Source organism: Cyanobium sp. LEGE 06143 (genome assembly GCF_015207535.1).
Taxonomy (GTDB): Bacteria; Cyanobacteriota; Cyanobacteriia; order PCC-6307; family Cyanobiaceae; genus NIES-981.
Map to the genome: position 1 here is coordinate 1 of NZ_JADEWP010000046.1, position 14,368 is coordinate 14,368.

Annotated in this window: 15 protein-coding genes and 1 pseudogene; 6 read left to right on the forward strand and 10 right to left on the reverse strand. The window is 69.2% G+C overall.

Features of this window, described 5'->3' with window-relative positions; all coding sequences use genetic code 11:
* From IQ216_RS05035 to IQ216_RS05075, 9 genes and pseudogenes are all read right to left on the reverse strand, one after another.
* Positions 1-615: pseudogene (locus IQ216_RS05035) on the reverse strand (hypothetical protein); the annotation flags it as partial.
* Between the two features lie 58 nt (positions 616-673).
* Positions 674-1,330 carry a translation elongation factor Ts gene (gene tsf, locus IQ216_RS05040; RefSeq protein ID WP_193814593.1) on the reverse strand — a complete coding sequence of 219 codons (657 nt, stop codon included), beginning with the start codon at positions 1,328-1,330 and terminating at the stop codon, positions 674-676.
* A 68-nt stretch (positions 1,331-1,398) separates the two neighbouring features.
* Positions 1,399-2,109, reverse strand: coding sequence for a 30S ribosomal protein S2 (gene rpsB, locus IQ216_RS05045; protein ID WP_186699783.1), 711 nt, complete (start codon positions 2,107-2,109; stop codon positions 1,399-1,401).
* A 194-nt stretch (positions 2,110-2,303) separates the two neighbouring features.
* The gene (locus tag IQ216_RS05050; RefSeq protein WP_193814594.1) at positions 2,304-3,236 is read right to left on the reverse strand and encodes a glycosyltransferase family 2 protein; all 933 of its coding nucleotides are present in this window, start codon (positions 3,234-3,236) and stop codon (positions 2,304-2,306) included.
* A 167-nt stretch (positions 3,237-3,403) separates the two neighbouring features.
* The gene (locus IQ216_RS05055) at positions 3,404-3,559 is read right to left on the reverse strand and encodes a hypothetical protein (protein WP_186699787.1); all 156 of its coding nucleotides are present in this window, start codon (positions 3,557-3,559) and stop codon (positions 3,404-3,406) included.
* A gap of 52 nt (positions 3,560-3,611) precedes the next feature.
* Complete coding sequence (locus IQ216_RS05060; RefSeq protein WP_193814595.1) at positions 3,612-4,334, reverse strand: DevA family ABC transporter ATP-binding protein; 723 nt, start codon at positions 4,332-4,334, stop codon at positions 3,612-3,614.
* The gene (gene devC / locus IQ216_RS05065) at positions 4,334-5,506 is read right to left on the reverse strand and encodes an ABC transporter permease DevC (RefSeq protein WP_193814596.1); all 1,173 of its coding nucleotides are present in this window, start codon (positions 5,504-5,506) and stop codon (positions 4,334-4,336) included. Before devC ends, IQ216_RS05060 begins: the two co-directional genes overlap by 1 nt.
* Complete coding sequence (locus IQ216_RS05070) at positions 5,506-6,441, reverse strand: HlyD family efflux transporter periplasmic adaptor subunit (protein ID WP_193814597.1); 936 nt, start codon at positions 6,439-6,441, stop codon at positions 5,506-5,508. The genes devC and IQ216_RS05070 overlap by 1 nt, the downstream gene beginning before the upstream one ends.
* Positions 6,438-7,196: a phycocyanobilin:ferredoxin oxidoreductase gene (locus IQ216_RS05075; RefSeq protein ID WP_370566608.1), complete on the reverse strand. Its 759-nt coding sequence runs from the start codon at positions 7,194-7,196 to the stop codon at positions 6,438-6,440. Before IQ216_RS05075 ends, IQ216_RS05070 begins: the two co-directional genes overlap by 4 nt.
* Before the next feature lie 49 nt (positions 7,197-7,245).
* Here IQ216_RS05075 and IQ216_RS05080 point away from each other — a divergent pair, with 49 nt between their 5' ends.
* Genes IQ216_RS05080 through IQ216_RS05090 form a run of 3 tightly spaced genes read left to right on the forward strand, consistent with a single transcriptional unit; the run spans position 7,246 to position 10,743 of the window.
* A complete protein-coding gene (locus IQ216_RS05080; protein ID WP_228007158.1) occupies positions 7,246-8,520 on the forward strand; it encodes a pitrilysin family protein in 1,275 nt (424 codons plus the stop codon).
* Positions 8,517-9,827 carry a pitrilysin family protein gene (locus IQ216_RS05085; RefSeq protein ID WP_193814600.1) on the forward strand — a complete coding sequence of 437 codons (1,311 nt, stop codon included), beginning with the start codon at positions 8,517-8,519 and terminating at the stop codon, positions 9,825-9,827. Before IQ216_RS05080 ends, IQ216_RS05085 begins: the two co-directional genes overlap by 4 nt.
* A gap of 25 nt (positions 9,828-9,852) precedes the next feature.
* Positions 9,853-10,743, forward strand: a complete 891-nt coding sequence (locus tag IQ216_RS05090; protein WP_186699799.1) for a ferritin-like domain-containing protein — start codon at positions 9,853-9,855, stop codon at positions 10,741-10,743.
* Positions 10,744-10,773: 30 nt separating this feature from the next.
* Here IQ216_RS05090 and IQ216_RS05095 read toward each other — a convergent pair whose 3' ends face one another.
* Entirely contained in the window at positions 10,774-11,115 is a 342-nt protein-coding gene (locus tag IQ216_RS05095) for an NAD(P)H dehydrogenase assembly family protein (RefSeq protein WP_370566609.1), read from the reverse strand.
* Between the two features lie 62 nt (positions 11,116-11,177).
* Between IQ216_RS05095 and IQ216_RS05100 the strand changes: the two genes are divergently transcribed.
* From IQ216_RS05100 to IQ216_RS05110, 3 genes are read left to right on the forward strand one after another with little or no spacing between them, the layout of a single operon-like run.
* Positions 11,178-11,753 carry a biotin transporter BioY gene (locus IQ216_RS05100; RefSeq protein ID WP_193814602.1) on the forward strand — a complete coding sequence of 192 codons (576 nt, stop codon included), beginning with the start codon at positions 11,178-11,180 and terminating at the stop codon, positions 11,751-11,753.
* Positions 11,750-12,217 (forward strand): signal peptidase II, encoded by a 468-nt coding sequence (lspA, locus tag IQ216_RS05105; protein WP_193814604.1) that lies wholly within the window; start codon positions 11,750-11,752, stop codon positions 12,215-12,217. Before IQ216_RS05100 ends, lspA begins: the two co-directional genes overlap by 4 nt.
* Entirely contained in the window at positions 12,210-14,366 is a 2,157-nt protein-coding gene (locus IQ216_RS05110) for a transglycosylase domain-containing protein (protein WP_193814605.1), read from the forward strand. Before lspA ends, IQ216_RS05110 begins: the two co-directional genes overlap by 8 nt.
* The last annotated feature ends 2 nt before the right edge of the window (positions 14,367-14,368 follow it).

Genomic DNA, 14,368 nt, shown 5'->3' on the forward strand with positions numbered 1-14,368 from the left:
GGCTGGCTCCGATGGCGCAGGCTCGGGGGGAGAGGGCTCGATGGAGTTCTGGGGGGCAGGCTCAGGCCTGAAATCCGGGCTGAATCCAGGCTTGAACCCAGCACCCGAACCTGGGCCGAGCCCCTGCAGCAGGCCTGTCAGATCGGGGCCGCTTGAGCCCAGCAGCTGGAGATCGATCGGCGGCGCCAGACCCAGCTCGATCGAGCCGGCCGACCCGCTGGAGCCCTCGGGGGTGCCGGATTCAGTTCGGCCGGGCTCCTGGGCCAGGGAGTCATGGAACCGGGCCCGTTCCTCCTGGGCCTGACGCTGGCGCAGCCGTGCCATCTGGGCCGCCATGGCCGCCACCTGCTCCACCGTCAGCAGGGTCTTGGCCCGCCTGGCCAGGTCGGCCATGCGCAGGTGCCACTGCCGGCGCTGCCGGGCGGAGAGATTGGCGTAGCGCTCCGGCTCGATCTGGGTGGCCAGATGAAAACAGGCCTGCTGAATCGCGTTCAGCAGAGCGTCTCTGAGCACCTGGAGATAGAGAGCCAGGTGGCGGTAGAGCTCGGGGTTGGATTGCTCCAGCCCCGCCCTGATGGCGCCGAGTCTGCGGTGGGCATCCTGGAGTGCTTCCACGGCAGGGGGGGCGGAACGGTCCGCTGGGATGGATCGGATCGGGTCGGGGTCCAGCAGATCAGGAGGCCTGCATGGCGGCCACCTCGGCGGCGAAGTCCATTTGCTTCACTTCAATCCCCTCACCGAGATTGAAGCGTACGAACCGTCGCACCTGGATGTTCTCCCCCACCTTGCCGGCCACCTGCTTGACCAGTTCAGCCACGCTGAGGGTGTTGTCCTTGATGTAGGGCTGATCCATCAGGGCCAGTTCCTTGAGGCGCTTACCGATCCGGCCGGCCACGATCCTTTCCTTCATCTCCTCCTTCTTGCCGGCCAGATCATCGCGGCCCATCTCGATCTGCTTTTCCCGCTCAGCGATCTGAGCTGGAATCGCATCGGTGTTCACGTACTCCACCGATGGGCAGGCTGCGATCTGCATCGCCACATTGCGGATCAGCTCCTGGAAGATTTCGCCGCGGGCCACGAAATCGGTTTCGCAGTTCACCTCCACCAGCACGCCAACCCGCGCGCCGGTGTGGATGTAGGAGCCGATGGCGCCTTCGGCAGCGGTGCGGCCCGATTTTTTCTCGGCGGAGGCGATGCCCTTCTGGCGCAGCCACTCGATCGCTTTGTCGGCATCTCCCTTGGTTTCGGTGAGCGCCTTCTTGCAATCCATCATGCCGGCGCCGGTCTTGTCGCGCAGGTCTTTGACCAGCTTTGCTGAAATCTCAGCCATGGGTGAGGAACTCAGGGTGAAAGGGTAGTCAGGGGGCGGAGCGTGGGCTCCGGCTCAGGCTGGTCTGCTCAGGCCTCGTCGTTCTGACCCTGCTCGCCGCCGTGGCGGCCTTCGTTGATGGCATCAGCCAGCCGGCCCAGCACCAGTTGCACCGAACGCACGGCGTCGTCGTTGCAGGGGATCGGCACGTCGCAGAGATCGGGGTCGCAGTTGGTGTCGAGCATCGACACCAGGGGGATATCGAGCTTGCGGGCCTCGAGCACAGCGTTGGTTTCACGGCGCTGATCCACCAGCACCACCACATCGGGCAGGCGCCGCATGCTCTTCAGGCCACCCAGGTATTTCTGCAGGCGGTCGAGCTCGCGGCGCAGCACAGCCCCTTCCTTCTTGGGACGCATGGCGATCGCGCCTGAGGCCTCCATGCGCTCCAGATCCTTGAGCCGCTCGATCCGGGCCCGCATCGTGGTCCAGTTGGTGAGCATGCCGCCCAGCCAGCGCTGGTTCACATAGGCGGCGCCGCAACGGCTGGCCTCCAGGGCGATCACTTCGGAGGCCTGCTTCTTGGTGCCCACGAACAGGAAACGCTTGCCGCTGCGAGCCGCACTGCGGACCCACTTGTAGGCGTTGTTCATGCAGACAGCAGTCTGCACGAGATCAATGATATGAACCCCATTGCGCGCGCAGTAGATGTAGCGCGACATCTTGGGATTCCAGCGACGGGTCTGGTGCCCAAAGTGGGCGCCAGCCTCCATCATTTCGGAGAGAGTGACAACAGCCATGGTGTGGGGGGTTTCGGGTTTGCCTCCACCTGCCTAGGGATCGAAGCGCTCCACTCTCCGCAGACAGCACCGATTGCGGTGGCGTCCCCGGTTGGGTTGGAGCCCGTGATCACCCGAAACACGCAGGTGTGCGGAATGAAATTGGACCAGATCACCCTACCAAAGCGATGCCTCACGGACCCTGGAACATCCGCTCAGGCCAGGCCCTGGCGCCGTGCCTCCAGCTGCAGGGTGCGCACCCCGAGGCGATTGAGAGGAATCCGCAACAGCTCAAGCGCCAGGGCCGCCCGATCGCGGCGCACCAGCCAGGCCAGCACCGGCCTGAGGCTGCGCTCATTCAGCAGGCCGCCCAGGGTGAGCAGCTCCCAGAGCAGGCGGTGATACCAGGTGAACTGGGTGATCATCCGCACCCGCTGGCTGGGGTGCTTGCGGAAGAACACCAGGGCCATCCTGGCCCGCTCCCTCTCCACCCGGATCAGGTCGGCGATCTGCTCCAGCCGGAAGGCCGGGTGCCAGTGGTAGCCCACGGCCTCGGGGCAGCGGATCAGGGCCACCCCCAGGCGCCGGAGCCGTTCGCCCAGCTCGAGATCCTCCCAGCCATAGAGCTGAAAACCTGTGTCGAACAGCCCGGCCTGCTCCAGCAGCTCGCGGGCGATGGCCACATTGCCGGTGGCGAAATAGGCCCAGGAATGATCCCGCAGCTTGTGGCGCTCCGCCGTGGGCTCGTTGAAGTTGGAGGTGTTGATCACAGCCCCGTAGGTGAAGCAGCGCTGGTGGCCGAGGCGCTGCCAGGCCTGCTCCAGAGCCTGGGTGTGGCAGAGCAGGAAGCGCGGGGTCACCACCAGGTCGCTGTCGATGAACACCACCACCTCGCCCCGGGCGGCCTCAACGCCGCGGTTGCGGCCCGCGGCCGCACCGCCATGGCTCTGCTGCAGCAGGCGCACGTGCGGCAGGGCCGCCGCCTCTGCCTCGATCCAGGCCACGGTGGCGTCGGTGGAGCCGTCATCCACCACCAGCACCTCGTAGTCGCCTGCGCTGGCGGGAAAATCCTGCTGCTCCAAGGCCGCCAGGCACTTCTGCAGGATCGGCAGGCGGTTGTAGGTGGGGATGACAACGCTGAGAAACATGGACCCGCTGCAGCGCACCGAACCGGCCGCCATGACCTGGCCACCATCATCATGGTCTGGCCTTCAGGGGTCGAGGGCAGGGCCAAGAGAAAGGGACCCCTCGGGGTCCCTGGTCTGGCGCGGAGGGCTGTTCAGCCACCGAGCCACTCGCCAGCCAGGCCGACTGATCAGTCCGCGGCGCCGCCGTTGTTGGCCGTGCCGGTCACGCCGTTACCCACGCCTTCACCGCGACCATCGTTGCGCAGCTTGCGCTTCTTGAACTTGCGCGCGTAGGCGCGGTTGCGTTCCTGCTTTTCCTTCTTCAGATTCCTGCGCTTGGACATACGGGAAGCATGGGTGGGTTGTGATGAACCGATCCTACTCGCCGCCCTTCGCTCAAGGGCTGACGGCCCCCGCCAGCTCCAGGGAGGCCTCGGCCAGCCGGCCATCCTCCATCTGCAGCAGCCGATCGGCCACATCGAGAATGCGGGGGTCGTGGGTCACCATCAGCACGCCGCAGCCCTGCTCGCGGGCCAGGCGGCGCAGCAGCCCCACCACCTCACGGCCGCTCTGGCTGTCGAGGGCGGCGGTGGGTTCATCGGCCAGCAGCAACTGGGGCTGGGCGGCCAGGGCCCGGGCGATCGCCACCCGCTGCTTCTGGCCGCCGGAGAGGTCGTGGGGCAGCTTGTTGAGGTGGTCGCCCAGGCCCACCGCCCGCAGCCACTCGCGCGCCTGATCGCGGCGGGCGCGGTAGCCCAGGCCCGGCAGCAGGTCTGCCCCCATCTGCACGTTCTGCTCGGCAGTGAGGCAGCGCAGCAGGTTGTGGCCCTGGAAGATCATGCCGATGCGTTGGCGCAGTTGCTGACGGATCGAACGACCCGCCCCTTGCAGCTCGCAGCCGAACAGGCGCACCGAACCCTCCTGCACCTTGCGCAGGGCTCCCACCAGGGTGAGCAGGGTGGTCTTGCCGCAGCCGGAGGGCCCCGTGAGCAGCACCACCTCCCCTGGCGCGATGGTCAGCGTCACCTCCTGGAGCACCCTGCGGCGCATCTCTCCCTCGCCATACCAATGGCTCAGGCCCTCAACGGCCACCAGGGGCTCACTCGGGGATCGGGCCATCAGAAGATCTCAGCGGGGTCGGCGTCACCGAGGCGGCGCATGGCCAGGGCCGCCGATCCCAGGCACATCACCAGGATCATGCTGAACACCACTGTGGCCCTGCMGCTGGACATGGCCACCGGCAGGTTGGTGCCGTTGCGCACCAGGGCGTAGAGGCCCAGGCCGGCGGCATAGGCCGGCAGGTAGCCCAGCACCGCAAGAATCAGCCCCTCCCGCGCCACCACCCTCAGCAGGATCGGCAAGCGATAGCCCATGGCCATCAACGTGGCGTACTCGGGCAGGTGGTCGCTCACATCGGAATAGAGGATCTGGTAAACGATCACGCAGCCCACGATGAAGCCCATGGCAGCACCCAGGGTGAAGATGAAGCCGATAGAGGTGCTGGTGCGCCAGTAGGTCTTCTCGAATTCCTCGAAGCCCGCCTTGGTGAACAGCAGCACGTCGCTGGGCAGGCTGCTCTCCAGCCGCTGGCGGGTGGCCTCGATGTCACTGCCGGGCCGCAGCCGGATCAGTCCCAGTTCGATGCTCCCCGGGGGCGTGCCCGGCAGCAGCTGCAGAAAGGTCTCACGGCTGGTGAGGATGTTGCCGTCCGCGCCAAAGGAGGGACCCAGGCTCACAAGCCCAGACACCCGCACCCGGGTGCCGGCCACTTCGGTTTCCACCGTGCGGCCCTGCTTGTACCACTCGGCGATCGGGCCGAACTCAGGCCTGGAGCGCTCATCGAACAGCACCCGCCCTTTCTGGGTGAGGCTGCGGGCCTTCTCGGCGAGTTCCGGGTCGAGAAACAGGGGATCGGCCGGTTCGAAGCCCAGGGCCAGGATTGAGCGGGTTTTGCCGCTCACCGGGTTGCGCCAGAGCAGCAGGTTCCAGTGCACGGGGGTGGAGCCCTGCACGGCGGGGTCCCCCATGGCCTGGATCAGCCGGCGCCGAGGGAAGCCCGCCATGCCGATCGAGCTCATGGTGCGGGGGCTCATCATCACCAGATCGGCGTCGAAGAGCTTGTGGATCGTGACGCTGGCGTCGAACAGCCCATCGCGGAAACCCAGCTGCATGAACATCAGGATCCCCGCGAAGGAGATGCCCGCCAGGGCCACCGCCAGCCTGAGGGGCTGGCGGGAGAGCAGCAGCCAGGCCAGGGGTATCCGGCGCTCTTGCCAGAGGCGCTGCAACATCAGGGGGTGAAGCGGGCGATCAGCTTGAGACCCGTGCGGTCGCGCACCCGCTGGGCATCATCGGGGTCGAGCTTCACCCGCACCTCCACGATGCGGGCGTCCACGTCGCCGGTGGGATCGGTCTCGAGCACGGCCCTCTGGCGCACCTGGGGACTGATCCGCACCACCTCGCCGCGGAGCTTGCCCTCGAAGCCGCCGTTTTCGCTGGTCATGGTCACGGCCTGCCCCAGCCGCACCCGGTTGATGTCGCTCTCGTAGACCTCGATCACGGCCTCCATGCGCTGGTTCGCCCCCAGTTCGAGCACGCCGTCTTCACCCGGGCGCTCGCCGACCCGGGAATGGAGCCGCAGCACCGTGCCATTGATGGGAGCTCTGAGCGAGGTGAGCTTCAGATCGGCCTCAAGGCGATCGCGCTCGGCCAGGGCCTCCTGCAGCTGACCTTCGAGCTCAAGCAGATTGGTTTCGCGGGTGTCGAGTTCACCGCTCGGAATGGCGCCCTGGCGGCTCAGGGAGCGGTAGCGGGCGATGTCGCGGGTCTGCACGGTGAGGCGGCTGCGCAGATTGGCGATGCGCACCTCCACCACGCGGCGCTGGGCCTGCAGCGGGGCTGCCGTGTCAAACACCGCCAGCAGGTCGCCGGCGCTCACCGCATCGCCCTCCTGCACCAGCAGACGTGTGATGCGAGGACTGCCGCCGATGCCGCTGATCGGGGCGGCCAGGCTGCGCACCTCGCCGCTCGGATCGAGACGTCCCAGGGCCGCCACCGCCTCCGGGGCGGCGGGCCGCTCAGCGCTGCCAGCGGTCTGGGCCGGCATCGACGTGGACGCGGTCCTCAGCCGCTGCGCCACGGCCCAACCCACCAGCACCACCAGCAGGGTGCCGCCCACGGCCAGAAGGAGCCTGCGCCGCGAGGTTTCCACACCCAGCAGCTTCATAGAGCCGGTGGATCGTCGAAAAGCAGCTCTTCGATGTAGCGGTCGGCCCAGTCCGGGCTGAAGGCCTTCTCCAGCACCCGCCGTGTCTTGTCGTTTTGTTTCTGTTGCTTGCAGTACCGGAGCTGGCCGTTCCATCGACTGACGGTAGCGGGGTCGTCCAGGGGCTGAGGCGGGGTGTCCCGCAGCGCGGCGGTGAGCACCTCCAGCACCTCGCCCACCTCGTCGATGAACGCCTGCTCCTCCTCCGGACCCACGGGGCGGATGAAGAGCACATGGGGCGAAAAGATCGAGCCCCAGCCGGGCAGCTCCCGCTCCTGGGCGTAGCTGCGCCGGGGGCGAGCCGCGAGGGCCGACTCGATGGCTCCAGGCAGGGCATCGTCCACGGGGGAGAGATCCACGATGGCGGCCGACACCCCGGCCGGTCCGGCCACGATGTCAGCACCGAACACCGGCAGGTCGAAGCGAGGGTCGGGGAAGAGCACGCAGTGCAGGATCTGCAGCCCCGCCCCCAGCCGGGCGGTCTCGAGGTGCAGCTTGCGCAGGCCTCGGCACTGGCGCAGCTCGTTTCGGATGAACAGTTTCTCCCCATCGAGGCTGCCGCTGATGGCCTCGAGGTCGGGGTCGATCGCCAGGGGGGCCAGTTCAGGCATGCGGCCCCAGCTGGCGCGGATGCGCCCGGCCAGGGCATCCACCAGGGGATGAATGCCCCCGGACTGGGCGCCGCTGCGGGCAGATCCGGCGTCGACGGTGCTCACAGCCGTGTCCCTAGTCAGCAGAATGCAGATCCTGCCACGTCCCTTCGCCTTGCCCCTGGCTTCCACCCCCGTTCTGCTGCCAGGCCTGGCGTCACCGCACATCCACACCCTGCCGAACGGCGCCCGCAGTGTGCTGCTGCCCCTGGCTGACAGTCCCCTGGTGTGCCTCGACTTCTGGTGCCGGGCCGGCAGCGTGTTCGAGGAGTCGGGCGAGAGCGGTCTGGCCCACTTCCTGGAGCACATGGTGTTCAAGGGCAGTGCGCGGCTGGGGCCAGGCGAATTCGATGGGCGGATCGAGGCCCTGGGCGGCAGCAGCAATGCGGCCACGGGCTTCGACGATGTGCATTACCACGTGCTGATCCCCCCGGAGGCCGCCCTTGAGGCCCTGGATCTGCTGCTGGATCTGGTGCTCGAGCCCGCCCTGGTGGACGAGCCCTTTCAGATGGAGCGCCAGGTGGTGCTCGAGGAGCTGGCCCAGAGCGAGGACCAGCCGGACGATGTGGCCCTGCAGCGGCTGCTGCGGCTGGGTTGCGGCAGCCACGCCTACGGCGCGCCGATCCTGGGGGAACGCCAGGCCCTGTTGGCCCACACGCCTGCCGCCATGGCGTCCTTCCAGAAGCGCCTGTACGGCGCTGAGCGCTGCGTGCTCGCCGTGGCCGGCGCCCTGGAGAGCCTCGCACCAGCACTGGAGAGCCGCATCGGCGCCAGCCCCCTGGCCGGCCTGCCCCGGCGGGATGAGCCGCCGCGCCGCTCGCCCATGGGCGTGGTGCCGGGCACGCACCGGCTGGCCCTGCCCCGGCTGGAAGCCGCCCGGCTGCTGATGCTCTGGGTCCTGCCTCCCGCCAGCGACCTCGCCGCCGTGATGGGAGCGGATCTGCTCACCACCCTGCTGGCGGAAGGCCGCCGCAGCCGGCTCGTGGCCCTGCTGCGGGAGGAGCTGCAGCTGGTGGAGAGCATCGACCTCGATCTGCACGTGATGGAGTGCGGCAGCTTCGCCCTGCTGGAGGCCATCTGCGAACCCGAGGATCTCGGCGCGGTGCGTCAGGCCATCGACGCAGCCTGGCTGCAGCTGCAGCAGGAGGCGATCGGCCAGCCGGAGTGGCAGCGGGCCCTGCACCTGGTGGCCAACGGCTACCGCTTTTCGCTGGAGTCACCCGCTGGGGTGGCCGGCACCATCGGCAACAACCTGCTCTGGGGGCGGCCCCAGGAGCTGGGGCTGCCTCTGGAGCATCTGCACGATTGGACCGCGGACGCCCTGCAGCGACAGCTGGTGCCCCTGCTCGATCCCGCCCTGGCCTGTGTGCTTGAGGCGGTGCCCGCATGAGCAGCTGGACCTGCCTGTCGCTCGCTGGCGGCCTTCCCCTGCTGCTGCAGCAACGACCGGGCGTGGGTCTGGTGGCAGCCCGGCTCTGGATCCGGGGCGGCAGCAGCCGCGATCCCGTTGGCGGCCGGGGCGCCATGCAGCTCCTGGCTGGGGTGATGACCCGTGGCTGCGGAGCTCTCACAGCCGAACAGCTCGCCGACCTGGTGGAGGGCCGCGGCGCCGCCATGCGCTGTGAGGCCCATGAGGACGCCCTGGTGATCAGCCTCAAGTGCGCCAGTGACGATGCCTCGGAACTGCTGCCGCTGCTGCTGGCGATGGCACGCGAGCCCGGCCTTGCCCCGGAGCAGGTGCAGCTGGAACGGCAACTCAACCTGCAGAGCCTGCAACGCCAGAGGGAGGACCCCTTCCAGCTCGCCCATGACGGGCTGCGGGAGCTCCTCTACGCCAACGGCCCCTACGGCCACGATCCGCTCGGGGTGGAAGCCGAGCTGGAGCAACTCACGGCCGCCGCCCTGGCCCCCTTGGTGGACGACCTCGGCCGCCAGGGAGCCCTGCTGGCCGTCTGCGGGGACCTGCCGGCGGCGGCCGATCTGCAGGGCCAGCTCAACCGCCAACTGGGCCTGACACCGTGGCAGACAGCCCTGCCCGTGCCCCAGCCGACGGCGGCGGCGGGGACCGGAGTGGATCCCGTGCTGCTGTGCCAGGACACCGAGCAGGTGGTGGTGATGCTCGGGGCGGCGACAGTGCCTCTGGGCCACCCGGACGCCCTGGCCCTGCGCCTGCTGCAGGCCCACTTCGGCCTCGGCATGTCGAGTCGACTATTCGTGGTGATGCGGGAGGAACGGGGCCTGGCCTACGACGTGGGCGTGCACCTGCCGGCCCGCTGCGGCCCGAGCCCCTTCGTGTGGCACTGCTCCAGCTCCACTGAGCGGGCTGGGGAAGCGATGGCCGCGTTGCTGGAGGAGTGGCAGCGCCAGCTGGAAACGCCCCTCAGCACCGCGGAACTCAGCCTGGCCAGGGCCAAGTTCCGGGGGCAGGACGCCATGGGCCGCCAGACCTGCGGCCAGATCGCCGATCGTCAGGCACTGGTGATGGGCCATGGCCTGGGCGACAGCTACGTTGCCCGCTCCCTGCTGGCGGCAGAGCAGCTCAGCGCCGATGACCTGCTGGCTGCCGCGCGGCGCCATCTGGCTGAGCCCCGCCTCAGCCTGTGTGGTGCGGCAACGGCGGTGGCGGCGGCCGAGGCCGTGTGGAGCTCCTGGAGCAGCAGGGCAGCGCTGCCGCCGGCGACTTCAGGGAGTCGTTAACGTCAGCCCACGATTCTGGCCAGCAATGCCTGTCACCTATCCCCGGAAGCTCTCGAACAATCTCAGCGCCCGGGACGTGATGGCTCAGGTGGTGCAGAAGCGCGAACTTCAGGTGCTGTTTCTGAATGGCTACCGCTTCAACGAACAGCGCTCCTGCCTGGAGCTCACCAGCCTGATCGAGCTGCTTGACGGTGAGCCGGCCGAACTGGTGCGCGATCTCTCCCACCACGTCAACGATGAGGCCCGCCACGCGGCCTGGCTCACCGACCTGCTCTTCGAGATGGATGTGCCGATCGGCAATCCACCCACGTCCTCCTACATCGATGAACTGAACCGGCTGCTGGACAGCTCCGCATCGGACGGGCGCAAGGACGAGGGCGTCGTGGCTGCCCTGGCCTCCATCAATGCCACGGAAAAGCGCGGCTGCCAGACCTTCTCGGCCCACATTCACGCCCTGAAGAGCGCCCCGGCCAGCGAGGAGAACACCAGGATCCGGGAAACCCTGGAGAAAATCCTGCCGGAAGAAGCCGGCCACGTGCGCTGGGGCAACCGCTGGCTCAACGCCATTGCCAGCCGCAGCCCCGCCGATCGGGCCAGGGTGGATGAGGCCAAGCACCGCTATTCCCTGATTGAGCACGCCGCCTACGCCGCCGGCATGGACATCACCGCAGGTGCCGAACTGCGGCGCCTCTCCAACCTGGTGGAGATCGCCGGCACCATCCCTGCCTGGCAACGGCCCGCCTACCTGCTGGAGCGCCTGCCCCAGACCCTGCTGGCTCCTGACCTGCAGAAGTCCCGCTTCCTGGCGGCCAAGCGCGTCTGGGAGCAGGAACCGGAGCAGTTCTTCGATCGCTTCGTGCCGATGTTCCTGAGCGGCCTGCAGAATCTGCGGCCCAGCGCCAGCAAGGCTGGCTGAAGCAGGGCCGCTCAGGCCAAACGCCAGGGCTCAGGGGCTCGCGGGCTGGCCATCAGGGGCAGCCACGAGAGCTGCGGCCGCGATCAGAAATGTGCCGCGCCGGAAGCGCACCGCCAGCTGCCCCATCGAGCGCTGGCCCACCACGGTGCCCACCTCATTCAGATCCACCAGGTCGGGGGGGCGCAGCATCGGCATTGGGTCCGCAGTCTTGAGATAGCTGGGAGTGTGCTGCAGGCACACCGCAGCGCCGATCGCCCAGGCCGGCTCAACCGGTTCCAGGCTCGACTGGGGCTCCCGGCTCGGCTGCTGCTCTGGCTGGGGGGTGCTGGTCATGGTGCGGCGCCGGCAGTGCGCCCAGACGGGCCTGGTCATCATGGTGCCCTGGCAGCGTGTCCACGGCGCGGCAGACTGGGGCCAGACCATTCCTGGACGATTTGCGGGCCCTGGCGAACTGGAGTGGAGCGGTTGCAGGCCTGTTGCTGATCCTGGTGGGGGGCCTGATCCAGGCCGCTGTGCCCCTTCCGGTGGGCCAGGGGCAGTGGGCCCTCACGGCCCTGCCGATCACGCTGCAGGTGCCGGCCCTGCTGCTCACGGCGGTGGTCTGCGGCCCCCGCAGCGGCCTGCTGGCCGCCCTGGCCTACCTCACCCTGGGGCTGTTCCAGCTGCCGGTGTTTCAGGGCGGCGGTGGCAGCGCCTACCTGCTGGATCCGGGCTTCGGCTACCTGGCCGGCTTCGTGCCCGCCGCCTGGCTCACGGGCCGGCTGGCCCGGCAGCGCGGGATGGGCGACCTGCTCAACCTCACCCTGGCCAGCGCGGTGGGAGTGGGCGTGATTCAGGTGTGCGGTGCCCTCAACCTGCTGATCGGTGCGTTGGCCGGGCGCTGGCCCGGCGGCGTGCTGCCGCTGCTGATGAGCTTCTCGGTGGGGCCGCTGCTGAGCCAGCTGCTGCTGTGCTGTGCCGTGGCCACCGCGGCGGTTGCCCTGCGCAAGTTGCTGCTGGTGCCCTCATGAGCCGCCAGCAGAGGATCAGCTACCTGCTGGCGGCCGCGGTGGTGCTGGCCGACCAGGCCAGCAAGGCCTGGGCCCAGCAGGCCCTGCAGCCCGGCCTGCCCCGCCCGTTCCTGCCCGGGCTGCTGGAGCTGCTGCTCACCTGGAACACGGGGGCGGCCTTCAGCCTGTTCAGCGGCGCCACCCAGGCCCTCGGCGTGATCAGCCTGGCGGTGGCAGCAGGCCTGGTGGTGGCGATCGCCCGCCAGGGGACGATGCGACTGTCCCGCACCCTGGCCCTCGGCTTTCTGCTGGGCGGCGCCGTCGGCAACGGCATCGACCGCTGGCGGCTGGGGGCCGTGGTCGACTTCCTCGCCCTGGTGCCGATCAATTTTCCGGTGTTCAACCTGGCCGACATCGCCATCAACCTGGCCGTGCTCTGCCTGGCCATCGATCTGCTGGGCGACAGGGGGTCGCGGCGTGCTTGAAACCCTGCGCCGGCGCTGGCGCCGCTGGCGCCAACCCGGCCAGTGCCAGGTGGAGATCCATGTGCCTGGCCTGCCCAGCCGGACGGTGACGATCCAGAGCGGGGCCTACCGGATCGGCCGCGATGCCGACGGCCAGATTCCGATTGAGCACACGGCGGTGAGCCGTCAGCACGCCTTGCTGGAGCAGCGCGGCGGCGCCTGGCTGCTCTCCGACAACGGCTCCACCAACGGCTTGTGGTGGCGCAACCGCCGCATCCAGCACCTGCTGCTGCGCGATGGCGACACGGTGCGGTTCGGCCCCACCCACCAACCAGGCCTGCCCGAGCTGGACTTCCAGCGCCGCCCCCAACCCCGCTCCCAGCGCCTGCTGCGGGGCCTGGCCCTCGGCCTGGCGGCAGTGGCCAGCGGCGGCCTGGCACTGCTGGCGCTGTCCGTGGCCCAGGGGCCGATCCGCGGCAGCCTGGCCACGGTGCGGGGGCCCCTGGCCCTCTACGACCGGCAGGGCAAGCCGATCAACTCGGTTCAGGGCTTGGAGCACCGCGAGCTGGCCAAGCTGGGCGACTACCCGCCGGTGCTCGTGGACGCCCTGCTCGCCAGTGAGGACGCTCGCTTCTGGTGGCACCCCGGCGTGGACCCGGTGGGCACGGCCCGGGCCCTGGTGACGAACCTCGCCGGCGGCCGGGTGATGGAGGGGGGCAGCACCCTGACCCAGCAGCTGGCCCGCAGCCTCTATCCCGACCAGGTGGGCCAGGGGGAGACCCTGGGGCGCAAGTGGCGGGAGCTGCTGGTGGCGCTGCAGCTGGAGGCCCTGTTCAGCAAGCACGACCTGCTGCTCAGCTACCTCAACCGGGTGTATCTGGGGGTGGGCTGGGGCTTTGAGGATGCCTCGCGGCACTTCTTCGGCAAGCCCGCCGCCGAGCTGGAGCTGCAGGAAGCGGCCCTGCTGGTGGGCCTGTTGCCCTCGCCGAATGGCTATGACCCCTGTGTGGCGCCCCAGGCCGCCCTGGAATCCCGCAACGCGGTGCTGCGCAAAATGGTGGACTCCGGCCGCCTCGGTGCGGATGCCGGCCGCTCCGCCCGCCGCAGCCCGGTGCAGGTGGCGCCCGAGGCCTGCAAGCGGGCCGCCGAGCGGCGCGGTGCGCCCTTCTACACCGATCAGGTGCGCCGCGACCTGCAGGACCTGGTGGGTCCGGCCGTGGCGGCCGAGGGCAATTTTCTGATCGAGACCCACCTCGATCCAGGCGTCCAGGAGCAGGTGGAGCGGGTGCTGCGGCAGCGGCTGAACAGCAGTCGTGGCCTCAATGTGAGCGAGGGTGCCGTGGTGGTGCTCGATGTGCGCAACGGTGGCATCGTGGCGATCGCCGGCGGCCGCGACTACCAGCAGAGCCAGTACAACCGGGCCTCGATGGCCCAGCGCTCCCAGGGCAGCACCTTCAAGCTGTTCCCCTACCTGGCGGCTCTGGAGCGGGGCGCCGGACCCGGCGATGGGGTGAACTGCGGGCCCCTGCGCTGGCGTGGCCAGACCTTCAGCAGCGACTGCAGCGGCAAGCTCAGCCTGCTGAGCGCCTTCGCCCGCAGCAGCAACACCGCCGCCCTGCGCACCGCCCAGAAGGTGGGCCTCGAAGCCGTCGTGCAGCAGGCCCGGGATCTGGGCGTCACCAGCCCCCTCAGCCCCATCCCGGGCCTGGCCCTGGGCCAGAGCGAAGTGACCCTGCTGGAGCTCACCTCCGCCTATGGCGCCGTGGCCAATGACGGCACCTGGCACGCCCCCAGCACGATCAAGCGGCTCGTGGACGCCGAGACCTGCCGGGGCAAGGATCCCGCCAGCTGCCGCCGCGAGGCGGCCGAGAGCGCGGCCAGCACCGCTCCAGGCCGGCGGGTGGTGAGCGAGAAGACAGCGCGCTCCATGCAGCAGCTGCTGCGGGCCGTGGTGACCAGCGGCACCGGGCGGGCAGCGCGGCTCGGGGGCCTAGAAGGCGGCAAGACGGGCACCAGCAACGAGAACCGCGATCTGGTGTTCATCGGGATCGCTCCCGAGCGCCACTGGGTGGTGGGCGTGTGGCTGGGCAACGACGACAACAGTCCCACCCGGGGCTCCAGTGCCCTGGCTGCCGGGCTGTGGGCCGAGATCCTGCGCGCCACCTCCTGAAC